The 21761-nt window shown below is 70.2% G+C and carries 22 protein-coding genes; 13 read left to right on the top strand and 9 right to left on the bottom strand.

Annotation, left to right across the window (positions count from 1 at the left end; all coding sequences use genetic code 11):
• The first annotated feature begins 1 nt into the window (after position 1).
• The gene (locus tag ACG04R_RS17995; protein ID WP_394413778.1) at positions 2–757 is read left to right on the top strand and encodes a Crp/Fnr family transcriptional regulator; all 756 of its coding nucleotides are present in this window, start codon (positions 2–4) and stop codon (positions 755–757) included.
• Here the strand turns inward: ACG04R_RS17995 and ACG04R_RS17990 are convergent, their stop codons facing one another.
• Both ACG04R_RS17990 and ACG04R_RS17985 read right to left on the bottom strand, forming a co-directional pair.
• The gene (locus ACG04R_RS17990; protein ID WP_394413775.1) at positions 758–2767 is read right to left on the bottom strand and encodes a PAS domain S-box protein; all 2010 of its coding nucleotides are present in this window, start codon (positions 2765–2767) and stop codon (positions 758–760) included.
• A 1-nt stretch (position 2768) separates the two neighbouring features.
• On the bottom strand, positions 2769–3503 hold the full coding sequence (locus ACG04R_RS17985; protein ID WP_394413772.1) for a winged helix-turn-helix domain-containing protein: 735 nt from the start codon (positions 3501–3503) through the stop codon (positions 2769–2771).
• A 302-nt stretch (positions 3504–3805) separates the two neighbouring features.
• Here ACG04R_RS17985 and ACG04R_RS17980 point away from each other — a divergent pair, with 302 nt between their 5' ends.
• The 7 genes from ACG04R_RS17980 to ACG04R_RS17950 all read left to right on the top strand — a co-directional run bounded on the left by ACG04R_RS17980 (position 3806) and on the right by ACG04R_RS17950 (position 11831).
• The gene (locus tag ACG04R_RS17980) at positions 3806–6244 is read left to right on the top strand and encodes a putative bifunctional diguanylate cyclase/phosphodiesterase (RefSeq protein WP_394413769.1); all 2439 of its coding nucleotides are present in this window, start codon (positions 3806–3808) and stop codon (positions 6242–6244) included.
• 46 nt (positions 6245–6290) lie between these two features.
• Positions 6291–6779 (top strand): hypothetical protein, encoded by a 489-nt coding sequence (locus ACG04R_RS17975; protein ID WP_394413766.1) that lies wholly within the window; start codon positions 6291–6293, stop codon positions 6777–6779.
• A gap of 19 nt (positions 6780–6798) precedes the next feature.
• Positions 6799–8820, top strand: a complete 2022-nt coding sequence (locus ACG04R_RS17970) for an alkaline phosphatase (protein WP_394413763.1) — start codon at positions 6799–6801, stop codon at positions 8818–8820.
• Positions 8817–9413, top strand: coding sequence for a TVP38/TMEM64 family protein (locus ACG04R_RS17965; protein WP_394413760.1), 597 nt, complete (start codon positions 8817–8819; stop codon positions 9411–9413). Before ACG04R_RS17970 ends, ACG04R_RS17965 begins: the two co-directional genes overlap by 4 nt.
• A gap of 160 nt (positions 9414–9573) precedes the next feature.
• Positions 9574–10338, top strand: coding sequence for a class I SAM-dependent methyltransferase (locus tag ACG04R_RS17960; RefSeq protein WP_394413757.1), 765 nt, complete (start codon positions 9574–9576; stop codon positions 10336–10338).
• The gene (locus ACG04R_RS17955) at positions 10338–11150 is read left to right on the top strand and encodes a DUF2520 domain-containing protein (RefSeq protein WP_394413754.1); all 813 of its coding nucleotides are present in this window, start codon (positions 10338–10340) and stop codon (positions 11148–11150) included. Before ACG04R_RS17960 ends, ACG04R_RS17955 begins: the two co-directional genes overlap by 1 nt.
• Positions 11151–11276: 126 nt before the next feature.
• Entirely contained in the window at positions 11277–11831 is a 555-nt protein-coding gene (locus tag ACG04R_RS17950) for a protein phosphatase CheZ (protein WP_394413751.1), read from the top strand.
• 52 nt (positions 11832–11883) lie between these two features.
• On the opposite strand, the gene ACG04R_RS17945 is transcribed toward ACG04R_RS17950, so the two are convergent.
• The gene (locus tag ACG04R_RS17945; RefSeq protein ID WP_394413747.1) at positions 11884–12702 is read right to left on the bottom strand and encodes a M90 family metallopeptidase; all 819 of its coding nucleotides are present in this window, start codon (positions 12700–12702) and stop codon (positions 11884–11886) included.
• 79 nt (positions 12703–12781) lie between these two features.
• Here ACG04R_RS17945 and ACG04R_RS17940 point away from each other — a divergent pair, with 79 nt between their 5' ends.
• Positions 12782–13951, top strand: coding sequence for a YbfB/YjiJ family MFS transporter (locus ACG04R_RS17940; RefSeq protein ID WP_394413744.1), 1170 nt, complete (start codon positions 12782–12784; stop codon positions 13949–13951).
• A 9-nt stretch (positions 13952–13960) separates the two neighbouring features.
• On the opposite strand, the gene ACG04R_RS17935 is transcribed toward ACG04R_RS17940, so the two are convergent.
• Complete coding sequence (locus tag ACG04R_RS17935) at positions 13961–14212, bottom strand: hypothetical protein (RefSeq protein ID WP_394413741.1); 252 nt, start codon at positions 14210–14212, stop codon at positions 13961–13963.
• Between the two features lie 182 nt (positions 14213–14394).
• On the opposite strand from ACG04R_RS17935, the gene ACG04R_RS17930 reads away from it, so the two are divergent.
• Together ACG04R_RS17930 and ACG04R_RS17925 are read left to right on the top strand one after the other, a co-directional pair.
• Positions 14395–14523, top strand: coding sequence for a hypothetical protein (locus tag ACG04R_RS17930; RefSeq protein WP_394413739.1), 129 nt, complete (start codon positions 14395–14397; stop codon positions 14521–14523).
• 7 nt (positions 14524–14530) lie between these two features.
• Entirely contained in the window at positions 14531–14857 is a 327-nt protein-coding gene (locus ACG04R_RS17925) for a hypothetical protein (protein ID WP_394413737.1), read from the top strand.
• On the opposite strand, the gene ACG04R_RS17920 is transcribed toward ACG04R_RS17925, so the two are convergent.
• Entirely contained in the window at positions 14854–16056 is a 1203-nt protein-coding gene (locus tag ACG04R_RS17920) for an acetyl-CoA C-acetyltransferase (protein WP_394413734.1), read from the bottom strand. The genes ACG04R_RS17925 and ACG04R_RS17920 overlap by 4 nt on opposite strands.
• Positions 16057–16095: 39 nt before the next feature.
• Here ACG04R_RS17920 and ACG04R_RS17915 point away from each other — a divergent pair, with 39 nt between their 5' ends.
• On the top strand, positions 16096–16638 hold the full coding sequence (locus ACG04R_RS17915) for a DUF4334 domain-containing protein (protein ID WP_394413731.1): 543 nt from the start codon (positions 16096–16098) through the stop codon (positions 16636–16638).
• Here the strand turns inward: ACG04R_RS17915 and ACG04R_RS17910 are convergent.
• Both ACG04R_RS17910 and ylqF read right to left on the bottom strand, forming a co-directional pair.
• Entirely contained in the window at positions 16590–17978 is a 1389-nt protein-coding gene (locus ACG04R_RS17910) for a wax ester/triacylglycerol synthase domain-containing protein (RefSeq protein WP_394413728.1), read from the bottom strand. The genes ACG04R_RS17915 and ACG04R_RS17910 overlap by 49 nt on opposite strands.
• 43 nt (positions 17979–18021) lie before the next feature.
• Positions 18022–18975, bottom strand: coding sequence for a ribosome biogenesis GTPase YlqF (gene ylqF, locus ACG04R_RS17905; RefSeq protein ID WP_394413725.1), 954 nt, complete (start codon positions 18973–18975; stop codon positions 18022–18024).
• Positions 18976–19080: 105 nt separating this feature from the next.
• On the opposite strand from ylqF, the gene ACG04R_RS17900 reads away from it, so the two are divergent.
• On the top strand, positions 19081–19476 hold the full coding sequence (locus tag ACG04R_RS17900) for a cold-shock protein (RefSeq protein ID WP_394413722.1): 396 nt from the start codon (positions 19081–19083) through the stop codon (positions 19474–19476).
• 90 nt (positions 19477–19566) lie between these two features.
• Here ACG04R_RS17900 and ACG04R_RS17895 read toward each other — a convergent pair whose 3' ends face one another.
• Together ACG04R_RS17895 and ACG04R_RS17890 are read right to left on the bottom strand one after the other, a co-directional pair.
• Positions 19567–19884, bottom strand: coding sequence for an energy transducer TonB (locus ACG04R_RS17895; protein ID WP_394413719.1), 318 nt, complete (start codon positions 19882–19884; stop codon positions 19567–19569).
• A 29-nt stretch (positions 19885–19913) separates the two neighbouring features.
• Positions 19914–21461 (bottom strand): methyl-accepting chemotaxis protein, encoded by a 1548-nt coding sequence (locus ACG04R_RS17890; RefSeq protein ID WP_394413717.1) that lies wholly within the window; start codon positions 21459–21461, stop codon positions 19914–19916.
• Positions 21462–21761 lie beyond the last annotated feature (300 nt).

Raw genomic sequence — 21761 nt, 5'->3', positions numbered from 1 at the left:
CATGATGACCACCACAGCCCCCGCCGCCGCCCGCGCCATGCCCCGTCCGCCGGTTGCCCAGCATGCCGTGGCGGAGCGCATCGCCGACACGCTGCGCCTGCTGCAGGACCATGTGGTCATCTCGCGCCGCATCGTGCATGCCGGTGACAGCATCTACCAGGCCGGAGAGGCTTTCGACACGCTGCACGTCATCAACTCCGGATTCTTCAAGACCATCAACCTCGCCGCCGATGGCCGCGAGCAGGTCGTGGGCCTGCACTTCAAGGGCGACTGGCTGGGCTTCGACGGCATCGCTGGCGGCCACTACGGCTGCGACGCCGTTGCGCTGGACACCGGCGAGGTCTGGACGGTGCGCTACGACGCGCTGCTGGCCGCTTGCGCCCGCCACGTGCCACTGTTGGGCCTGCTGCATTCCGCCATGAGCCGCGAGATCACCCGCGACCGCGATTCGCTGCTGAGCCTGTGCACGCTGTCCGCCGACGCCCGCGTGGCCGAGTTCCTGCGCTACTGGGCCGACGCGATGGCCCAGCGCGGCCTGCGCCACGACCAGATCACGCTGCGCATGACGCGCGCCGAGATCGGCAACTACCTGGGCATGACGCTGGAGACCGTCAGCCGCGCGCTGTCGCGCTTGTCGCGCGAGCAGCTCATCGCCTTCCCCGAGCGTGGCCGCCGCGACGTCAGCATTCCCGACGTGCAGGCGCTCGGCGCCTATGTGCAGCGCAGCGTGGCACCGGTCAGCACGACGCTGCAGTGATCAGCGCAGCACCCGCGCGATCGCCCGTGCGAGTTCCTCGCGCGTGAACGGTTTGCGCAGCAGCTCCCACGCCGACGCCTCGTCGGCGTTCAGCAGCTCCGACGAATAGCCCGACATCAGCAACACCGGCAGTCTCGGCAGGCGGACCTGCGCCTGCGCCGCCAGTTGCGTGCCGCGTTGGCCCGCGCCCAGTGCGATGTCGCTGAGCAGCAGACCGTAGCCGGCATCGGACGCCAGTTCGGCCAAGGCGAGCTCGGCGGTCGCGACGGCGCTGACCTCGCAGCCCAGCGCCTGCAGGAACGTGGCGACGACGGCGCGCACCTCCGGTTCGTCCTCGACGAGCAGCACGCGCAGGCCCGCCGGCACCGCGTCACCCGCCGGGGCCGCAGCCGTGTCGGCGCGCGCGGCGTCCGGGTGGCAGGGCAGCAGCAGCGCCACCGTCGTGCCTTCGCCGGGGGCGCTGTCCAGCAGCACGGCGCCGTGCGACTGCTTCGCGAAGCCGTAGACCGTGCTCAGCCCCAGGCCCGTGCCGCGGCCGGCGGCCTTGGTCGTGAAGAAGGGCTCGAAGGCACGCTCCTTGACCGCCTCGGGCATGCCACCGCCGGTGTCGGCGATGGCGATCTGCACATAGCCCTCCGGCCGGCCGCCCTGCAGCTCGGCGGGCAGTGCCTCGCAGTGCTGGGCGGCGAAGGCGAGGTCGCCACCCTGGGGCATGGCGTCGCGGGCGTTGATGGCGATGTTCAGCAGCGCGGATTCCAGCTGGCCCGGGTCGGCCAGGCAGGGCGGGCAGCCGGGCTGCACCTGCACGGTGATGCGGATGCGCTGGTCCAGCGTGCGGCGCAGCATGTCGGCCAGTGATTCAAGCAGCGCCGACACGTCCACGCGCGTGGGCTGCAGCACCTGGCGGCGCGAGAAGGCCAGCAGCTTGGCGGTCAGCTCGGCGCCGCGTTTGGAGGCACGCATCGCGGCGCCGACGAGCTGCGGCGCGACGGCATCGCCCGCGACGACGGGCAAGTCCTCCAGCACCTGCAGATTGCCCTGGATGATGGTCAGCAGGTTGTTGAAGTCGTGCGCGATGCCGCCGGTCAGCTGGCCCACGCTTTCCAGGCGCTGCGAATGGTTGAGCTGCTCCTCGGTCTGCGCGCGCTGCAGGCTGGCCGTCAGCAGGTGCGCCAGCGACTGCAGGAAGTGCACCTCGTCGTCGCCGAAGCGCTCCACCTGACGTGAGCGCACGGTCAGCGCGCCGACGGTCTGGCCGCGGTCGCTCAGCGGCACGGCCAACGCACTGACCAGGCCTGCCTCCAGGTAGCTGGCCGGCACGGCGAAGCGTGTCTCGGCGGCGTAGTCAGCCACCAGCACGGCCCGGTCCTGGGCAGCGACGAAGCCCGGCGGCGTGTCGGGCCGGTTGGGCAGGCGGCTGCCGAGCTGCTCGGGAGGCACCTGACCCGCGCAGCCGGCCACGCGGAAGGCCTGGCGGTCAGGTTCCAGCAGGAAGACGATCGCGGCGTCGGCCTGCAGCGCGTCGACGGCGGCCTGCGGGATGCGCTGCAGCAACTGCTGCGGGTCGCGCGTGTCGACGGCCATGCGGCCCACGTCCGCGACGAACTCGGCATAGCGCGCGCGCTTCAGGGCCTGCTTCACGCGCGGGTAGCCGCCGATGTCGCGGATGGCCGCCACGACGTAGGGCAGGCCCTGGTCCTGCAGCGGGCTCAGCGCGATCTCGACCAGCACCTCGGTGCCGTCCTTGCGCCGCGCCACCAGGTCCATCTGCGTGCCCATCGGCCGCGGGCGTGGCGCCTTGCCGTAGCCCTCGCGGTAGGCTGCGTGGCGCGGTCGGATGGCGTCGGGCACGAGGGCGTCGACCGAGAGGCCGTCGAACTCCTCGGGCGAGTAGCCCAGCAGCGCCGTCGCGGCCGGGTTGGCCAGCACGATGCGGCCAGCCGGGTCGACGAGCAGCAGCGCGTCGGCGTAGGCCGAGAACAGCGTGCGGTAGATGGTCTCGGCGTCCATGTCAGGCCACGCTGGGAACGAAGAGGTAACCCGCGCCGCGCACGGCCTTGATGAGCTGGGGCTCCGCCGCGTTGTCGCCCAGCTTCTTGCGCAGCCGGCCGATCAGCACGTCGATGGTCCGGTCGAATGGCGCCGCCTCGCGGCCGCGGGTCTGTTCCAGCAGGAAATCGCGCGACAGCACGCGCCCGCCGTGGCGGGCCAGCACCTGCAGCAGCTCGAACTCGCCGGTCGTCAGCACGACCTCGGTGCCGGCGGTGTCGACGAGTCGGCGCGCGGCGGTGTCCAGCTCCCAGCCCGCGAAGCGCAGCTTGGAGAGGTCCGCCTGCGGCGGCAGTGGTGGTGGCGCGGCGGCCGGCGGGGCCTCGGCCGGCAGGATGCGGCGCAGCACGGCCTTCACGCGGGCCAGCAGCTCGCGCAGGTCGAAGGGCTTGGTCACGTAGTCGTCGGCACCGATCTCCAGGCCGACCACCTTGTCGATGGCGTCGCCGCGCCCCGTCACGATGACGAGACCGCAACGCCAGTGCTCGCGCAGCTGCCGCGCGATGACGAAGCCGTCCTCACCGGGCAGGCCCAGGTCCAGCAGCACCAGCGCGGGCGGGTCGCTGGCCATCAGCTCCAGCAGCGCCCGGCCGCTGTGCACCTGGCTCACGCGAAAGCCCTGGACACCGAGGTAGGTGGCCAGCAGCTGGGTGATGTCGACTTCGTCGTCGAGGACGGCAACGTGGGGCAGGCTCATGCGAAAAAAAGGGAGGGCGGGGGCTGGCGCAACGGTGCCGTGAAACTTTAACGCCCAGAACGCTGTCGTTGATGTTGATCAAGGCAGAGAAACATGGATTCACCAAGCTGGTGGCGTTATCTCCCCGCCTGAGGTGCCCGATTGCGTTGCCGCCCCTTCCCAGCCTGGCCGCCGGCCGGCGCCGGGCGCCCTCGTGGAATCGCTCACGAGCAGGCGTCGGTGCTTGCCTGCTGGATTGATACCAGTCAAGTCTGCGCGCCCGGCCGCTGCCCAGAATTCTCCAAATCCCTGGGAGATAAAACATGGCGCGAGACCTGGCGAGCAAGACGTTCTGGCGGCCCTCCGGGTCCGACGATGTCCACGGCGGCAATGTCGACTGGATTTCGAGTGGGGCAGGCATGAGCCGCCTGCTGCGGCGCTGGGTCCGTTCTCTGGATGGCGCGGCGGTCATGGCAGCGCTGCTGTACGCGGCGCTGGGCGGTGCGTGGGTGCTGTGGTCGGACCAGGTCCTGTTCGGGCTCTCGTCGGACCCGGTCGTGCTGCGCACGCTGAGCGAATGGAAGGCGCTGTTCTTTGTCGCGCTGTCGGCGCTGCTGCTGCCGGCGGGCGTGGTCGTCCTGCACCAGCGCCGTGAACTGCTGGCCGCACGCCGCGAGCGCGTCGAACAGGAGGAGAAGCTGCGCGCATTGGACCTGCTGGACGCCATCAGCAACAGCACGCCCGACCTCATCTTCACGCTGGACCTGCAGGGGCGCTTCACCTTCGTGAACCAGGCGGCCTGCGACGCGCTGGGCCAGCCGGCCGAGGCCGTGCTGGGGCAGCGGTTCGGTGCCTTCTTCCCGGCGCGGGACCGCGAACGCATCGCGGCCCTCAATGCCGAGGTCCTGCAGGCCGGCCGCGCCGTGTCCAGCGAGGGTGAGATGAGCACGGCCCACGGCCGTCGCTGGTTCCTCAGCACGCTGGGACCGTTGCGCGAGCCGGATGGCGGCATCAGCGGCGTGTTCGGCGTCGTGCACGACATCACCGAGCGCCGCCGCCAGGAGGACCGCCAGCGGCTGTGGGCCAAGGCGTTCGAGAGCACGCGCGACGGCGTCATCATCTGCGACGCCCGCTCCCGCATCGAAAGTGTCAACCGCGCGTTCTCGGAGATCACCGGCTACGAACCCGAGGACGCCGTCGGCCAGACGCCGGCGCTGCTGCATTCCGGCCGGCACGAACCGGCCTTCTACCGCGAGTTGTGGGCCAACGTCGTGGCGCGCGGCCACTGGCGCGGGGAAATCTGGAACCGTCGCAAGAATGGCGAGATCTATCCCGAGTGGCTGACCATCAGCGCGGTGCGCGACGACGCCGGTGCGGTGACCAACTACGTCGGTGTCTTCACCGACATCACGCGCGTCAAGCGCGACGAGGCCGAACTGCAGCGCCTAGCCAACTACGACCCGCTGACCGAACTGCCCAACCGCCGCCTGCTGAACACGCGGCTGGAGCAGGCGCTGGCGCGCACGCGCCGCCACGGCGGGCACACGGCGCTGCTCTACATCGACCTGGATGGCTTCAAGACCGTCAACGACAGTCTGGGCCACCCGGCCGGCGACGAACTGCTGACCTGCGTGGCGCAGCGCTTCAAGGCGAGGCTGCGCGCGGGCGACACGCTGGGTCGGCTGGGCGGCGACGAGTTCCTCGTCATCGTCGAGGCGCTGAACGACCCGCAGGAGGCGGCCTTGCTGGCGCAGGACCTGCTGCTCGCCGTCGCGCGCCCGGTGGCGCTGGCCGGCGGCCACGAGGTCTATGTGACGGCCAGCATCGGCATCAGCCTCTTCCCGGACGACGGCTGCAGCGACGCCACCGCCATGATGCGCGACGCCGATGCGGCCCTCTACCGCGCCAAGGAACAGGGCCGCAACCGCTATTGCTTCTACACGAACGACCTGAACCGCCAGGCCGTGGACAAGCTGGAGATCGAGGTTGCGCTGAGTCACGCGCTCAAGCGCGGTGAGCTGTTGCTGCACTACCAGCCCAAGGTCTGCACCGTCAGCGGCCGCATCGCCGGTGCCGAGGCGCTGCTGCGCTGGAAGCGTGGCGGCGAGCTGGTGCTGCCCGGCCGCTTCATCTCCATCGCCGAGCAGAGCAGCCTCATCCTGGACATCGGTGCCTGGGTCATCGACGAGGTCTGCGCCCAGCAGGCGCGCTGGCGCGATCAGGGGCTGGACATGCCGCAGGTGGCCGTCAACGTCGCGGCGCGCCAGTTCGCTGCCGGCAATCTCGACGCCGTGCTGGGCGACGCGCTGAGCCGCCACGGTGTGCCGCCGTCCTGCCTGGAGCTGGAGCTGACCGAGAGCATGCTGATCGAGCGGCCGGCCGAGGGCGTGGCGATGCTGCGCCGGCTCAAGGACCTGGGCGTCACGCTGTCGCTGGACGATTTCGGCACCGGCTACTCCAGCCTCGCCTACCTGCGCCAGTTCCCCATCGACGCGCTGAAGATCGACAAGTCCTTCGTCGACCACATCGAGGCCGGCCCGGACGGCAGCGCCATCGTCGACGCCGTCATCTCGCTGGCGCACCGGCTGGGGCTGGGCGTCGTCGCCGAGGGCGTGGAGACGCCAGGCCAGCAGGCCCACCTGATCGCCCAGGGCTGCGACATGCTGCAGGGTTTCGGGCTGGCGCGGCCGCTGCCCGTGGCCGAGTTCGAGGCGCTGTGCGCCCGTGCCGCGCCCCTGCTGCACGCGTCGTCACAGAACTGACACGCCGCGGCGCGAGCATGCGGGGCTTTTGCCAAGCCCTTTCCGCATGAGATTGCTGCCCTTGCTGGCCCTGACCGCATCGATCGGCCTGACCGCGCTGCCCGCCGGGGCCGTGCCCCCGCTGGAGCTGGCCTTCAGTGACTTCTTCGCCCAGCCCATCGGCCCGCGCGGCCTGGAACCCACGCCTGCGCTGAGAGCGGCCAGCGGCCACGAGGTACGCCTGGTCGGCTTCATGGTGCAGCGCGAGCAGCCGCAGGCCGGCCGCTTCCTGCTCACCCCGCGCCCTGTCTCGATGGCGGAACACGCGGACGGCGACGCGGACGACCTGCCGGCGTCCACCGTCACCGTCGTGCTGCCCGAGTCGCAAAGCCAGCGCCTTGTCGCCTACCAGCCGGGACCGTTCGCGCTGACCGGCCGCCTCGAATACGGCCCCGCCGAGGACGAGACCGGCCGCGTCAGCTGGCTGCGCCTGCACCTCGCCGCCGACGCGCTGGCGGCCCAGCCGGGCGCCGCCGCCGCACCCCACTCGCATTGACTGCACTGAGCTTTCCCTGATGAAACACACCCTGCTCCTCGCCACGCTGGCCGCCGGCTCCGCCTTCGCCGCGCCCACCGTCACGCGGCTGACGCCGCCCAGCGAACTCTTCTCCAGCGGCCGTGCCGACCCGGTCGTCGCCCGCTTCCTGCCCGGCCAGCGCTTCGACCTGCAGGCCACCGTCCGGCCCGACGCGGGCCAGAAGATCAAGGCCGCGCGCTTCCTCGTCGACGGCAAGCCGGTGGCCGCCAACGTCGCGCTGCGCGACTGCGCCAGCGGCTGCGTGAAGGGCGTCGCTGCCGAGACGGCCATCGCCACCGTGCGGGCCGTGTCGGTCGAGGTGGCCGGCAGGCACGAGTTCAGCGTCGAGGCGACGCAGGCTGACGGCCAGAAGGTCGTGGCCACCGGCAACTTCGAGGTCGTGCCGTTCACCGCGGCGATGGGCCCCAAGGTCAAGAACATCATCATCCTGCTGGGCGACGGCATGGGCGCGTCGCAGCGCACGGCCGCGCGCATCGTGCACGGCTACGCGCAGGGCAAGGCGCTGCACCCGCTCGCGATGGACACGTTCACGGCGACGGGCATGGTCAAGACCTCGTCGCTGAATTCCATCGTGACGGACTCGTCGCCCGGCATGACGAGCTATGTCAGCGGCAACAAGAACAACAACAACGAGGAGGGCGTGTTCCCCGACGACACCGTCGACGCCTTCGACAACCCGCGCGTCGAGTACCTCAGCGAGTACCTGCACCGCACGCAGGGCAAGCAGCTGGGCATCGTCACGACGGCCGACGTCTTCGACGCGACGCCCGCCGGCAATGCCGTGCACACCAGCAACCGCGGCGCCGGTACCGGCATCGTCGACCAGTTCTTCGACGACCGCCGCAACACCGGCCTGACCGTGCTGATGGGCGGCGGCCGCAAGTGGTTCCTGCCCGCCGGCACGCCCGGCTCGGCGCGCACCGACACCAGCGACTACGCGTTCTCGGCGACCGATGCGCACACGGCCGACATCGTCAAGCGCTGGGGCGCTTCCGCAGGCAGCCTGGACAAAGGCCGCGACCTCGTCCAGGAGTTCCAGTCCGCCGGCTTCAGCTACGCGCCGACCAAGGCCGAGCTGGACAAGGCCGACGCGAGCAAGCCGCTGCTGGGCCTGTTCGCGTTTTCCAACATGAACGTCGCGCTGGACAAGATCAACGGCCGCCGCGGTACCGACAAGAACGGCCTGAACGGCGGCAGCGTCGTGGACGACTTCGGCCTGCCCGACCAGCCCATGCTGGACGAGATGGCGGCCAAGGCCATCGACGTGCTCAAGCGCTCGCCCAAGGGCTTCGTGCTGATGGTCGAAGGCGCGTCCATCGACAAGCAGGCCCATGCGATGGACACCGAGCGCTGGATGCTGGACACGCTGGAGTTCGACCGCGCCGTGCGCGTGGCGCAGGACTTCGCGGCCGAGCAGGGCGACACGATCGTCATCGTGACGGCCGACCATGAGTGCTCGGGCGCCGCGCTGATCGGTGGCGCTACCGTCACCGACAAGGCGCTGGCCGAGCTGGCCGCCAAGAAGGGCGTGGCCAACCTGCGCAACGGCGTCGTCGGTACGTACGAGAAGGCCGGCTTCCCGCACTACCGCATCGCCGCCGACGGCTACCCCGAGACGACCGACATCGACTACCGCCTGCTGGTGGGTTACGGCGCCAACGCCGACCGCTACGAAGACTGGCGTACCCGCAAGACGCCGCAGCGCGACGCGCTGCAGCCGTTCGCGACCGAGGCGCCGCTGAAGTGGTACCCCGCCAATGCGATGGAACGCGACGACGCGCAGGGCGACTACCTCGTCACCGGCCAGGTGCCCGGCGAGCAGGCCGTGCATACGGCGACCGACGTGCCGCTGTCCGCCTACGGTCCGGGCGCGCTGGCCTTCACGGGCGTCCAGGACAACACCGACGTGTTCTTCAAGCTCGCGCAGGCGGCCGTGAAGGGCGTTGTCGCGCCGGCGGATACTTCCGGCTCCAAGAAGCCGCCCAAGCCCAAGCGTTGAACCCGACCGACACCGCCTCTCCCGCACCCCGCCCCTGGCGCCGGCTCGCGGCGGTGTTGCTGCTGCTGGCCCTGTTGTGGGCGGTGTTCGAGTTCACCGGGCTGCGCGCCCGCATCAATCCCCAGGCCCTGCGCGACGGTTTCGCGCAGCACAGCGTCTGGGGCTTTGTCGCGTTCACGGCGCTGTTCGCGCTCGGCAACCTGATCCAGCTGCCCGGCTGGATCTTCCTCGCCTCGGCCGTGCTGGCGCTGGGCCCGGTGTGGGGCGCGCTGGCCACGTTCTGCGCGGCGCTGGTGTCCTGCGTCGTCACCTTCTTCGTCGTGCGGGCCTTCGGCGCCAACGCGCTGCGGGAGCTGCCGGGGCCGCTGGCGCGGCGGCTGTTCGCGCGGCTGGACGCCCACCCCATCCGCAGCGTCGCGCTGCTGCGCCTCGTGTTCCAGACGGTGCCGGCGATGAACTACGCGCTGGCGCTGTCGGGTCTGCGCTTTCGCGACTACCTGCTGGGCACGCTGATCGGCCTGCCGGGGCCGGTGTTCGTCTACGCGGCGTTCTTCGACACGCTCGCCGGCTGGATGGGCTGGACGCTGCGCTGACCCCGGCCCGGCCGATGTCGCGTTGTCTGCGCTGAACGCGTCGGCCTGTTTGGCGCCGCGCTGGCGCGGTTTGGTCTCGCGTCATGGCATTCCGTCGCTGACCTTCGACACGGGCCGCGGCCCCGCCGCATACTGGCCGCCCTCAAAGGAGACATCCCCCATGAAGACTTGGCTGATCGCCACCCTCGCCCTGGTCGCCGCCGGTGCGCAAGCCCAAGGCGTCGACCCGCTGAAGGCCGCCGTCGCGGCCGACAACCGCCTGGTGGGCAACGTCGCCCGCGATGCGGCCCGCCATCCCTACGAGACGCTGAGCTTCTTCGGCATCAAGCCCACCGACACCGTCGTCGAGCTGTCGCCGGGCGGCGGCTGGTACACCGAGATCCTTGCGCCCTACCTGCGCGATGCCGGCCAGCTCTACGCAGCCGGCGACACCGGCGGTCGCTTCAAGGCCAAGATGGATTCATCGGGCGTCTACGCCAAGGTCAAGCTCACGGCCTTCGATCCCGGCAAGGGCCTGCTCGACATCGCCCCCGCCGGCAGCGCCGACGCGGTGCTGACCTTCCGCAACGTGCACAACTGGATGGCCGGTGGCAAGGCGCAGGACGTCTTCAATGCGGCCTTCAAGGCATTGAAGCCCGGTGGCGTGCTGGGCGTGGAGGAACACCGCCTGCCGGCCGCGCGCACGCAGGATGCCAAGGCGCCTACCGGCTACGTGCAGGAGGCCACCGTCATCAGGTTCGCCGAGGCCGCCGGCTTCAAGCTGGCGGGCCGCAGCGAGGTCAACGCCAACCCCAAGGACACGGCGGATCACCCCGAAGGCGTGTGGACGCTGCCGCCCACCTACGCGCTGAAGGACAAGGACCGCGCGAAGTACCAGGCGATCGGCGAGAGCGACCGCATGACGCTGAAGTTCGTCAAACCCTGATGGACGCCCGCCGACACGCGGTCATCGGCTACGGGCGCCTCGCGAGGGCGCTGGTACCGGCGCTGCGGGGGGCCGGGGAGCACGTCGTCATCGGCCGGCGTTCGCCCGACGATGGCGAGCTGTCGGCCGTGGAGGCGGCGAGCCTGGCCGATTGGGTCTGGCTGACCGTCCCCGACGACGCCATCGCCGTGACGGCGGCCGGCCTGCCGTGGCGCGCCGGCCAACTGGCCCTGCACTGCAGCGGCGCGACGCCGTTGACAGCACTCGCTCCTGCGCCGGCCGTTGCGGGCTTCCATCCACTGAAACTGCTGGCTGGCGACGCGGGCCTGGCCGGCGTGCACGTGGGCATCGAGGCGGACGCCGCACACCTGCCGGTCGTGCGAGCGCTCGCTCACGCGCTGGGTCTCATGCCGCTGGCGCTGCCGTCGCCGATGGATGCTCGGGCCCGCGCGGCCTATCACGCGAGTGCCAACCTCGCCGCCAGCGGTGTGCTGGCCGTGCTGGCCGAAGCCGGCGCGCTGTGGGCCGCGGCCGGCCTGCCTGCCGACGCAGCCTTGCCTGCACTGCTGCCGCTGACCCGCGGTGCGCTGGACACGGCTGCCGCACGCGGCCTGGCCGGCGCGGTGTCCGGCCCCATCGCCCGCGGCGACGCAGGCGTTCTCGCGCGTCACCTCGATGCGCTCGCCGCCGCCGGGCGGGACGATGATCTGCTGCTTGCGTTGGGCCGCCGCCAGCTCGCGCTGGCCGAGGCCGCGGGGCGGCTGGACGAGCGTCAGGCCGCTGCCTTGCGGGGAGTTCTTGCACCCCGATGAACACGTTTGCAGCGGGCGTGACAAAGGCCGCGTTCAGCATGCGTGGACGGGCAGACGACGCCAGGGGGCGGTCCTAAACTTCCGCTCGCCCCGTTCATGTCGGCGGGGGCCTTCAGGGAGTCCCTCATGTCCGATGCGTCCATCCAGACCTTGATTCGCGCCGATGCGGCGCAGATCCTGCACAACGTCGTGGAGGAACTGCCCGATGCCCGCGAGCGTCTGCAGTATGTGCGCAGCATGACGGAGCAGGCTGCCACCAAGGTGCTCAACCTCGTGGAGGCCGCGCAGGAAGACGCCGAAGCCGTGCGCAAGAAGGGCCGCGAGCTCTCCGACGCGTTGAACCGCCTGGCGCTGTCCACCAACATCAGCCAGGAGCGCGCCCGCGCCCTGATGAAGCTGTGCGCCGCCTACGCGGCCGATGCGGCCAGCTTTGCCGCGCGCGAGAAGTCGCTGCACACCGAGATCATGATGTCGCAGGACTTCCAGGATCTCTCCGGCCAGGTCATCAACAAGGTCAGCAAGATGCTGGAGCGCGCCGAGCCGCCGCTCAAGGATCTGATCTCGTCCCTGCCCGCGCCCGCCGAGGCCGTGGCACCCGAGGAGCTGGGCGGCGTGCAGACGCCCGACAAGGCGCTCAAGCAGGACGACGTGGACGACCTGCTGGCCAGCCTGGGCTTCTGACCCCGCCCGAGGCCTGCGCGCCGTCAGTGCGCGTGCTGCGGGGTTTGTCTTTTCAACTCCAGCCTGCCGGGTCCAGCCGGTAGTAGCCACTCAGTTCGGCATACAGCGCCGGGTGGCCTGCGGCCAGCTCGATGGGGCGCTCGAAGAACAGCTCGCTGATGACGGCGAAGAACTCCGCCGGGTCCGTCGCCGCGTAGGCATCGATGAGCCCCGGCTCGCCGCGCGCGAGCCGCCAGCGCAGCCCGTCGAATTCGTTCTGCATCACCGTCGACCAGCGCCGGTAGGCCTCGGCGGTCGGCAGCGCCGGTGCGCCGTTGGCGGGGCCGCCCGCCTGGTCCAGCTGGTGGGCGAACTCGTGGATGACGACGTTGTGGCCATCGCCCGGCGTGGTCGCACCGCGCTTCACTTCATCCCAGGCCAGCAGCACCTGGCCCTGGCTCCAGCTCTCGCCGGCCAGCACGCGGCGCTGGTCGGACTGCACGCCACCCTCCGTGACGGGGCGGTCCACGACGAAGGCGCCGGGATAGAGCAGCACCTGACGCAGTTCCGGATAGACGCCGCGCGCCGCGCCCAGCAGCGGCAGGCAGGCCAGCGCGGCGATGGTGACGCGCATTTCGTCCGTGACGCGCAGGCCGCGGCAGCCGAGGATGGGCTTCTCTGCCAGGAAGACCTGCATCAGCCCCTTGAGCCGCAGTTGCTGGCGCGCCGGCAACCGGGCGACCAGCGGCACATGGCGGCGCAGCAGCCGCCGCCACGCAGCCGGGAAGGGCTGGCCGGCGATGCGCTCGCGGCAGCGGCGCACCCACAGCGGCCACAGCGCGATCGCTGCGGCGGCAAGCAGGACGACGGCGAAGCAGATCAGCAGCGGCATGTCCGGCAACTGGGCCCGGCGTGCCGCTTTGCAAGGCCCTGCAAACCCGGGAGTCGGCGGCGTCGCTTACCCTGCGGCCATGCCCGAAACCGCCCCGCACCCTCGTCTGCAAGCCTGGCAGGTGCTGCTGGGCGGCGTCTGCGCGCTGGTGCTGACCGTGGGGCTGGCGCGGTTCGCCTACACGCCGATGCTGCCGCAGATGCACGCCCAGGCCGGCCTGGGCCTCGCCGACGGCGGGCTGCTGGCGGCCATCAACTACGCCGGCTACATGAGCGGCGCCTTGCTGGCGGCGTGGATCGAAAGCCCCGCATGGCGCCAGCGCCTGTACGTCTGGGGCCTGCCGCTGGCACTGGTCATCACCGCGCTGATGGGCTGGAGCACGTCGTTCGCCGTGTGGGCGCTGTCGCGCTACGTCGGCGGGTTGTGCGGCGCGGCCGGCATGCTGCTGGGCTCGGGCCTGGTGCAGGGCTGGCTGATGCGCTCGGGGCGGCGGCCGGAGCTGGGCATCTATTTCATCGGCCTGGGCCTGGGCGTGGCCGTGTCGGCGCTGGGGGCGATGGCCATGACGGGCCTGGGTTTCGGCTGGGCCGAGCAGTGGCAGGGTTTCGCGCTGCTGGGGCTGGTGTTCCTGATCCCTGCCTGGCTGTGGCGTCCGCCGGTGCCGCCGCCGTCCGTGAAGGCCGTGGCCGGCAAGGCGCCCGGCCGACGCTGGATGGCGCTGATGCTGGCGGCCTACTTCTGTGCCGGCTGGGGCTTCGTCATCAACGCGACGTTCACTGTCGCCATCGTCGAGAAGCAGTCGCTGCTGGCCGGCCAGGGGCCGTGGGCCTGGCTGCTGGTTGGGCTGGCGGCCACGCCGGCCGTGTTCCTGTGGGATCGCGTCGCGCGGCGCACCGGCGATGTCGGTGCGCTGCTGATCGCCTACGGCGTGCAGATCGTCGGCGTGTTGTTGCCGGCGCTGGCCGGTGGCCTGGCCGCGGCGCTGCTGGGCGCGCTGCTGTACGGTGCCACCTTCATCGGCATCGTCAGCCTGACGCTGGCGCTGGTGGGCCGCCGCTCGCCGGCCAACCCCGGCAAGGCGATGGCGCGGTTGACGCTCGGCTATGGCGCTGCCCAGGTCAGCGCACCGGCGCTGACGGGCCGCATGGTCGAGGCCAGCGGCAGCTTCGACGCCGCGCTGTGGCTGACAGCCGGCGTGATGGCGCTGGGCATGGTGGCGCTCGCCGGTGCGCTGCGCGAGCCGCGCTGAGCGGCTTGCTTACTTGCCGGTCGGCATGGGCGACTGGCCGGGGTGGTTCTTGAGGGCCTGGCCCATCTCGTCCACGGCGGCTCGGTCGGCTGCGCGCTGGCTGGCCGTGCGGCATTGCTTCTTGGGGATGATCGAGCCGACCTGGGTCTCGACCTGGCAGGTGGTGTCGTCGGCCTGTGCCGTTGTTGTGGTGGTGTTCGGCTCGGGAGCGGCGCAGGCGGCCAGCGCGAGGGGGAGCAGAGTCAGCAGCAGTCGGGTCATGACAGTAACCACGGATGAAAGGCGCCGAGGATAAGCGCGCGTGGCTTCGGCGCACCATGGCATTGGTCACCCGTCGCTGTTGGGTGGATGTCAGGTAACTCAATGTGACGTTGTCATCCGCCGGCAGCGCCAGGCGGTTAGAGGCGGGCGGCCGCGCTGTCCGCGGCCCGGAGACAGCTCTCATGAAACGACTCGCCCTTGCCATCGCGCTGATCTCGGCGACGCTCCTGTCCGGTTGCATCATCGTGCCCGCCCACCGCTACTACCACGACCATGACGACGGCTACCGTGGCGGCTACTACCGCCGGTGAGGTTGCGATGAAACGCACAAGCCTTCTGCTCGCCCTGGCCGCCAGCGCGCTGCTGTCCGCCTGCATCGTCGTGCCGGCTCATCCGGCCTATGCCACCGGTCCGGTCGTCGTCGTTGACACGCCGCCGCCGGCGCCCTACGCCGAGGTCGTGCCGGCCATGCCCTATCCGGGCGCCGTCTGGATCAGCGGCTACTGGGGCTGGAGCGGTGGCCACCACCACTGGGTGCCCGGCTACTACGAACGCCCGCGGCCCGGCTACCGCTGGGAGCCGCATCACTGGGAGAACCAGGGCGGTCGCTGGCACCTGCGCGTGGGCGGCTGGATTCGCCTCTAGACACGCTCGATGACGGTGGCGATGCCCATGCCACCGCCCACGCACAGCGTGACGGCGCCAGTCTGCAGGTCGCGCCTTTCCATCTCGTCCAGCAGCGTGCCCAGCAGCATCGCGCCGGTGGCGCCCAGCGGATGTCCCAGCGCGATGGCGCCGCCGTTGACGTTGATGCGCTCCATGTCGAGGCCGAGGTCGCGCGCCGTCTTCAGCGGCACGGCAGCGAAGGCCTCGTTGATCTCCCACAGGTCCACGTCCGAGGCCTGCATGCCGGCCTGCTTCAGCGCCTTCAGGCAGGCGGGCGTCGTGCCGGTCAGCATGATGGTCGGCTCGCTGCCGGTGACGGCGGCGGCGCGGATGCGGGCGCGGGGCTTCAGGCCGGCCGCCTCGCCGCCGGCCTTGGAGCCGACCAGCACCAGCGCGGCGCCGTCGACGATGCCCGATGAATTGCCGGCGTGGTGGCGGTGCTCGATGACGGCCGCCTGCGGGTAGCGGCGCAGCGCCAGCACGTCGAACTTGGCGCCCAGTTTCACGAACGAGGGTTGCAGCGCGGCCAGCGTGTCGGCTGTTGTCTGCGGGCGGATGGTTTCATCCTCGCCCAGCAGCAGCGTGCCCGACTCGTCGCTGACCGGCACGAGCGAGCGGGTGAAGCGGCCTTCTGCTCGTGCTGCCGCGGCGCGCTGGTGCGAGCGCGCGGCCCACGCATCCAGTTCCGCGCGCGAGAAGCCCTCCAGCGTCGCAATCAGGTCGGCGCTGATGCCCTGCGGCACGAAACCGATGGCCTGTACGACGCGCTCGTCCAGTAGCCACGCGCCACCGTCGCTGCCCATGGGCACGCGGCTCATGCTCTCGACGCCGCCGGCCACGACGAGCTGCTCGAAGCCGCTTGCCACCTTGGCCGCGGCGAGGTTGACGCTCTCCAGCCCCGACGCGCAGAAGCGCGACTGCGTGACACCGGCCACCGACTGCGCCCAGCCCGCGTCCAGCACGGCGATGCGCGCGATGTCGCCGCCCTGCTCGCCAACGGGCGTCACGCAGCCGAGCACGACGTCGTCGACGAGGGCTGTGTCGAGATGGTTGCGCCGCTGCAGCGCCTGCAGCACGGTCCGCACCAGCCAGATCGGCGTCGCCGCGTGCAGGCCGCCCTCGGGCTTGCCCTTGCCGCGCGGCGTGCGGCAGTGGTCGAACAGGTAGGCGTCGAACATGATGGCGGGTCTCCGTTTTGACGGGATGATCGCGCAGACATGGACACCGCGGCCGCCTTTCAACTGTTCGACGCTCTCGAGCCCGTGACGATCGATTTCATGCTCGGCACTTGGCGTGGTGAGGGTTTCGCGACCGGCCACGCGATGGATGGTGCGCTGGAGGCCTACGGCTGGTGGGGCAAGCGCTTCGACAGCGCCGAGGACGTGCACCCGCTGCTGTTCGCCCGCCGCGGCGGCGCGTTGCTGGCGCTGAACCCGATCTGGATGGCGCCTGCGTTGCCTTGGCTGGATCGCTGGCCGCTGCCCAAGTCGACGGCCATCGGCCGCGTGCTGCAATGGCTGCTGCCCTTGCTGTCGACGAAGCACTCGGGTGCGCGGTTGCGGCAGATCGAGCATCGTGGCCGCGTGACGGCGGCGATGGTCTACGACCGCCTGCCGATCAATGACATCTTCCGCCGCATCGACGACGACACGGTGCTGGGGCTGATGGACCAGAAGGGCTCGGCCAAGACCTTCTTCTTCGTGCTGAGGCGTCAGATCCCGACAGCGGCTTCAAGCGCAGCAATCTCCTCATCCACGTAGGCCGCCAGGCGCCCGAGGTTGGGCAGCGCGTCGGTCGCGATGAGCCCGAAGTACAGCGTGCCGGCGTAGCTGAACAGCGTGATGTTGAGCAGGTGCGTGGCGGGCAGCGTGGACACCGGGTGCATCTCGGTCAGCTCGGCGCCCTTCAGGTAGAGCTTTTCCGCTGGGCCGGGCACGTTGGACACCAGCGTGTTGCCCAGCGGCGTGACGACGTCGGCCAGCTTCAGCATGCCGGCGATCTGGCCCAGCAGGCCGGTGAGGATGGTGTAGGTCTCGACGGCCTCGGGCGCGACGGAGTCGATCATGGCCCGCACATTGCGCAGCGAGTAGCCGACGTTGCGCAGCCGGACGTAGGCGTCGTCCGTGGGCGGCGACAGGTCGACGAGGATGATGCCGATCTTGTTGCCGCCGGCCTTCTCGCCTTCGCGGCGCAGGTTCACCGGCATCTGGATCGTGATCGGGCGGTCCAGCTCGATGCCTTCGTCGGCCAGGTAGCGGTGCATGGCACCGTCCAGGCAGGTCAGCGCGACGTGGTTGAGCGTCGCGCGCGCCACCTGGCGGATGGCGTCGATGCGCGCCATCGGCACGGCGGCCGTCGCGAACTGGCGGCCCGGCGTGGCGTTGCCGGTGAAGGGGGTGCCGCCGCTGGCCATGAAGGGCAGGGCGATGGCGTTCTTCGTCAGCTTGACGGCCTCCAGTGCCAGCATGGCCGTCAGCCGCCCGATGCCCACTGCGCGCTTGCTGTTGGCGGTGAGCTGCTTCCACACCGTGCCGGCGACGGCCTGGTCCAGCCGCTTCTTGCGGCTGTGGCCGGTGCGGCGCGTGTGGTCGAACGTCCAGACTGGCGTGACCGTCAGATCGTCGGGCGTCGTGCGCAGCGACTCCACGCCCCAGCGCGTCATCGTGATGCCGTCGGCCACGGCGTGGTGCATCTTGTAGTACACGGCGAACTGGCGGTCCCACAGGCCCGCGATGACGTGGACTTCCCACAGCGGCCGGCTGCGGTCCAGCATGGGCTCGTGCAGCTTGGAGGTCAGCGCGTAGAGCGCCTCGCGGTCGTTGGCGCCGCGCGGCAGCTTGTGGAAGAAAACGTGCTGCGTCAGGTCCACCGACCCGGCCGTGGTCCAGCTGGGCAGCAGGCCCGCCGACAGGAACTGGATGACCTGATCGAACGGGGGCTGGACGTCGGTGTGCTCAAGGAACTCCTCGTACAGCTGCTTGGCAAAGCCGGCGTTGCCGCCTTTGGGAATGCGGTGGATGTGCAGCCCGGCCACGTGCTTGGGGCTGGCCTCGCTCTCGGCGATGAAGAAGGCGAGGTCGAGCAGGGAGAGGCGTGTCATGGCCCCAGCATAGGCAGCGGGCCTGCCGGTCACACCCGGGGAATCACGCGTCTCCGCTGGAAGCGTTGCGCCTGCCGCTGCGCTTCTCCTTCTCGGCGGCCTTGTCGGCAGCGGCCTTCTCCGCCTTTCGCGCGTCCGCGTCGGCGGCGGCCTGGCGCCAGGCCGCCATCTCCTCGGGCGTCTCCAGCGTGATGCGGCCCAGCAGCCCGCCGCGGAAGTCCATCAGCACGGCCTCGGCCGCCTTGTGCATCTGCACGGCGCCGCCGCGGATCTTGGCGCCACGCTTGACGCCGATGGCCTCCAGCACCGCGTCGTCCTCGCCCAGTTCGGTCAGGCCATAGCGTTCCTGCAGGCGCTCGGGGTAGCGGCGCTTCAGCGTGGCGATCAGCTCCAGCGCCACTTCGGCCTCGTCGAAGGCGTTGCGGCCGATGGCGCCGCTGGCCGCGAGGTGGTAGCCGCTCTGCTCGATGGCGATCCTGGGCCACAGCATGCCGGGCGTGTCGAACAGGTAGAAGCCGTTCTCCAGCACGAACTTCTGCTCCAGTTTCGTGATGCCGGGCTCGTCGCCGGTCTTGGCGGCCTTCTTGCCGACCAGCGTGTTGATCAGCGTGCTCTTGCCGACGTTGGGGATGCCGCAGATCAGCACACGCAGCGGCTTGTGCATGTCGCCGCGCAGTGGCGCCAGCTCGCGGCAGGCCTTGATGAGGGCGCGCGCCGGCGCCTTGTCCCCCGCATCCAGAGGGATGGCGCGGGTGTGGGGCTGGGCGTTGTAATGGGCCAGCCAGGCTTCGGTCTGCGCCGGGTCGGCAAGATCCTGCTTGTTCAGCACCTTCAGCGACGGCCGGCCCGTGGTGAGTGCAGCCAGCAGCGGGTTGCTGCTGGAGCCCGGCAGGCGCGCGTCGAGCAGCTCGATGACCACGTCCAGCCCCGCCTTCACGCGATCCTTGATCGCCTGACGGGTGGAGTTCATGTGGCCGGGGAACCAGTTGATGGGCATGCGCTGACGAGACGAGGGAGGGGCAGGGATTGTCGGGGGCTTACATCCGGTTGCGGGGCCCGCGGCCGTCTCCCCCAAGATTTGAGGCTTGTGTTTGAGGGCAGTATGCGATTCGACGGAGTTTTGAGCGCCTGGAACCCTGATGCCGGCTGCGGCCGAATCCGCCCGGCGGGCGGCGGGGACGAGGTGTTCGTGGTGCTGGGCGCCTTCCCGACCGATGGCGAGGGGGCACGGCTGGACGAGCCGCTGAGCTTTGAAATTGTGACCGGGCGTGACGGTCGCAAGCAGGCCGTGAATCTGCAGCGTCGCCGCCTGGTCACGCACGGCAACGCGTTGCGCGAGGCGACCGGTGTGGGCCAGGCACGGGTGCTCCGGGCCCAAAGGAAACGGCGCCTGAGCCTGGCGGCCGGCGCCGTTGTCACGGTGATGCTCGTCGCGGGCGGCGTGCATTGGTGGCCGCACAGCCAGCCGGCGGAGGTGCCGGCGGCGATGAGGCGATAGCCCCGGCACTCCGGGCCGCCCCAAGCCGTCCCCTCAGGGGGCCGACCAGGCCTTCCCGAGTTCAGCGGTGCAGGCCTGGGCGAGGGGCTGTCAATCCTCGTTCTTGAAGACGAGCTTGACTTCGTGGGTGGCCTTCTCGCCCGGCTCGAACTTCCACTCCATCAGGGCGGCAATCACGGCACGGTCGAAGACGCGCTTGGGTTCGGCTTCGACGATTTCGACGGCGCTGACCTTGCCGTCGGCTTCGATGGTCAGCTTGGCCTTGACCGACCCGGCCGAGATGCCTTTCTTGACGGCCTCGTTCGGAAACTCCGGGGGCACCTTCTTGACGACCTTGGGCACGGCGTGCGCGGCCAGGGCCAGCATCAGCGTGGCAGCGAAGACGGTGGCGGAACGCAGGAAGGACATGGCGAACCTTTGCAAGTGGAGGATGAGGTTCAGGCCGCGCGGAAGAAGCCGACGGCTTCGATCAGGCGGGTGGAGCTGTCGCGCAGCGCGTCGGCCGAGCGGCTGAGCTCGCCGACCAGGCTGGTGTTCTGCTGCGTGGCCTTGTCGAGTTCGTTCATCGCACCGTTGACGACGCCGACGCCCGTGGCCTGCTCCTGGGCCGAGTGCGAGATTTCCTCGATCAGCTGACCCATGTTGTTGACTTCGTCGACGACGCTGCGGATGGTCACGCCGGCGTTGTTGACGAGGGTGGTGCCGTTCTCGACCTTGACGGTCGATTCCTGGATCAGCACCTTGATTTCCTTGGCGGCGCCGGCCGAGCGCTGGGCCAGCGCGCGGACTTCCGAGGCCACGACCGCGAAGCCGCGGCCATGTTCGCCGGCACGGGCGGCTTCCACGGCGGCGTTCAGCGCCAGGATGTTGGTCTGGAAGGCGATGCCGTCGATGACGCCGATGATGTCGCCGATCTTCTTGGAGCTGGCGCTGATCTCTTCCATCGTCTCGACGACCTTGGAGACCACGGCGCCGCCGTTGCTGGCGGCCTGGCGGGCCGTCACGGCGATGCCGGCGGCGCGGCGGGTCAGGTCGCTGGCGCCCTTGAGCGTGGAGGCGATCTCCTCCACCGAGGCGGCCGTGTTCTGCAGGCTGGCGGCGGAGCGCGTCGTGCGGTCGGCCAGGTTGGCATTGCTGTCGGCGATGGAGCCGGAGTTGCTTGCCACCTCGCTGGCGGCGGTCGACACGTCGCGCACGACGCCGGACAGTGCCTGCTGCATGTTCTGCATGGCTTGCAGCATCTGGCTCAGCTCGTCGCGGCCTTCGACGACGATGCTTTGCGTCAGGTCACCGGCGGCAATCGCTTCGGCAGCCTGCTGGGCCTTGCGGGCCGGCACGACGATGGAGCGCGAGATGACGACGAAGCCACCCACGCCCAGGGCCACGGCGGCGACGACCAGCACGATGGTCAGCATGATCGACGACTGGGCGCGCTGGTTGCCGGAGGTGGCGAGCTGCTTGCCGTTCTCGAACTGCATGTCGACCAGCTTCTTCAGGCCTTCCTGAAGGGCGCTCTGGGCGGGGCGCAGGTCGGTGATCAGGCTCTCGCGGGCTTCGTCGGGGCTGCCATCGGTCTGGACCTTCTGGAACTTCTCCAGCGCGGCGAGGAACTTGGTCTTGCGATCGCGCACTTCGGCGACGGTGGCCTTCTCGGTCTCGTCGGAGACGGCGCCTTCCAGGCTGACCAGTTGCTTCTCGCCTTCTTCCAGCGCGTCGGCGATGGCCTTCTTCTGCTTCTTGATGGCACCGGCGGTGTCCAGCAGCAGCAGGTCGCGCACGGCGCGGGAAATGATGTTGACCTGGCTGTCCAGGCCGTTGGCGGCGCCGATCTTCACGAGGCTGGAGTTCGCGGTGCGGTCCAGGTCCTCGGACAGGCGTTTGGCATTGGAGGCGCCGAAGACGCCGATGGCCACCAGCAGCAGGATCAGCAAGCCAAAGCTCACGGCCAGGCGCTGGCCAATGCGCAGTTGCGTCAGGAAGTTCATTCGGTTCTCGTCCTTGTCGTGGTCTTCAGGTATCGGCGGCCAGGTACCGCTTTGGCGTCCAAACGGACTGTAGGCCCGCACATCCTCTTTGGGACTGCCCCAGCGATGGGCCGGCGCGCAGTGTGTCGCGACCTGTGACGATTTGAATCGCGTGTCTTCCCGGGCCCCGTGAAGTCGTTCACGACGGCTACTCGCCCGGGGCGCTGGCGGTGGCGGAATAGGGCCGGTGCGGCGTCCAAACGCAACCCTCCGACGGCGTCTGCGGTGGCGCGTGTTCGTGGAGGCGCGCGGCGAGGCGCC

Origin of the sequence: Pelomonas candidula (assembly GCF_043555985.1) — a bacterium.
Classification (GTDB): Bacteria; Pseudomonadota; Gammaproteobacteria; order Burkholderiales; family Burkholderiaceae_C; genus Pelomonas; species Pelomonas candidula.
This window is presented reverse-complemented; position numbering and strand designations above follow the sequence as displayed.

Excerpts from the sequence above, each read along its gene's own strand:
- ACG04R_RS17995 (WP_394413778.1), top strand. The coding sequence starts at position 2 with ATGATGACCACCACAGCCCCCGCCGCCGCCCGCGCCATGCCCCGTCCG.
- ACG04R_RS17990 (WP_394413775.1), bottom strand. The coding sequence starts at position 2,767 with ATGGACGCCGAGACCATCTACCGCACGCTGTTCTCGGCCTACGCCGAC.
- ACG04R_RS17985 (WP_394413772.1), bottom strand. The coding sequence starts at position 3,503 with ATGAGCCTGCCCCACGTTGCCGTCCTCGACGACGAAGTCGACATCACC.
- ACG04R_RS17980 (WP_394413769.1), top strand. The coding sequence starts at position 3,806 with ATGGCGCGAGACCTGGCGAGCAAGACGTTCTGGCGGCCCTCCGGGTCC.
- ACG04R_RS17975 (WP_394413766.1), top strand. The coding sequence starts at position 6,291 with ATGAGATTGCTGCCCTTGCTGGCCCTGACCGCATCGATCGGCCTGACC.
- ACG04R_RS17970 (WP_394413763.1), top strand. The coding sequence starts at position 6,799 with ATGAAACACACCCTGCTCCTCGCCACGCTGGCCGCCGGCTCCGCCTTC.
- ACG04R_RS17960 (WP_394413757.1), top strand. The coding sequence starts at position 9,574 with ATGAAGACTTGGCTGATCGCCACCCTCGCCCTGGTCGCCGCCGGTGCG.
- ACG04R_RS17955 (WP_394413754.1), top strand. The coding sequence starts at position 10,338 with ATGGACGCCCGCCGACACGCGGTCATCGGCTACGGGCGCCTCGCGAGG.
- ACG04R_RS17950 (WP_394413751.1), top strand. The coding sequence starts at position 11,277 with ATGTCCGATGCGTCCATCCAGACCTTGATTCGCGCCGATGCGGCGCAG.
- ACG04R_RS17945 (WP_394413747.1), bottom strand. The coding sequence starts at position 12,702 with ATGCCGCTGCTGATCTGCTTCGCCGTCGTCCTGCTTGCCGCCGCAGCG.
- ACG04R_RS17940 (WP_394413744.1), top strand. The coding sequence starts at position 12,782 with ATGCCCGAAACCGCCCCGCACCCTCGTCTGCAAGCCTGGCAGGTGCTG.
- ACG04R_RS17935 (WP_394413741.1), bottom strand. The coding sequence starts at position 14,212 with ATGACCCGACTGCTGCTGACTCTGCTCCCCCTCGCGCTGGCCGCCTGC.
- ACG04R_RS17930 (WP_394413739.1), top strand. The coding sequence starts at position 14,395 with ATGAAACGACTCGCCCTTGCCATCGCGCTGATCTCGGCGACGCTCCTG.
- ACG04R_RS17925 (WP_394413737.1), top strand. The coding sequence starts at position 14,531 with ATGAAACGCACAAGCCTTCTGCTCGCCCTGGCCGCCAGCGCGCTGCTG.
- ACG04R_RS17920 (WP_394413734.1), bottom strand. The coding sequence starts at position 16,056 with ATGTTCGACGCCTACCTGTTCGACCACTGCCGCACGCCGCGCGGCAAG.
- ACG04R_RS17915 (WP_394413731.1), top strand. The coding sequence starts at position 16,096 with ATGGACACCGCGGCCGCCTTTCAACTGTTCGACGCTCTCGAGCCCGTG.
- ACG04R_RS17910 (WP_394413728.1), bottom strand. The coding sequence starts at position 17,978 with ATGACACGCCTCTCCCTGCTCGACCTCGCCTTCTTCATCGCCGAGAGC.
- ylqF (WP_394413725.1), bottom strand. The coding sequence starts at position 18,975 with ATGCCCATCAACTGGTTCCCCGGCCACATGAACTCCACCCGTCAGGCG.
- ACG04R_RS17900 (WP_394413722.1), top strand. The coding sequence starts at position 19,081 with ATGCGATTCGACGGAGTTTTGAGCGCCTGGAACCCTGATGCCGGCTGC.
- ACG04R_RS17895 (WP_394413719.1), bottom strand. The coding sequence starts at position 19,884 with ATGTCCTTCCTGCGTTCCGCCACCGTCTTCGCTGCCACGCTGATGCTG.
- ACG04R_RS17890 (WP_394413717.1), bottom strand. The coding sequence starts at position 21,461 with ATGAACTTCCTGACGCAACTGCGCATTGGCCAGCGCCTGGCCGTGAGC.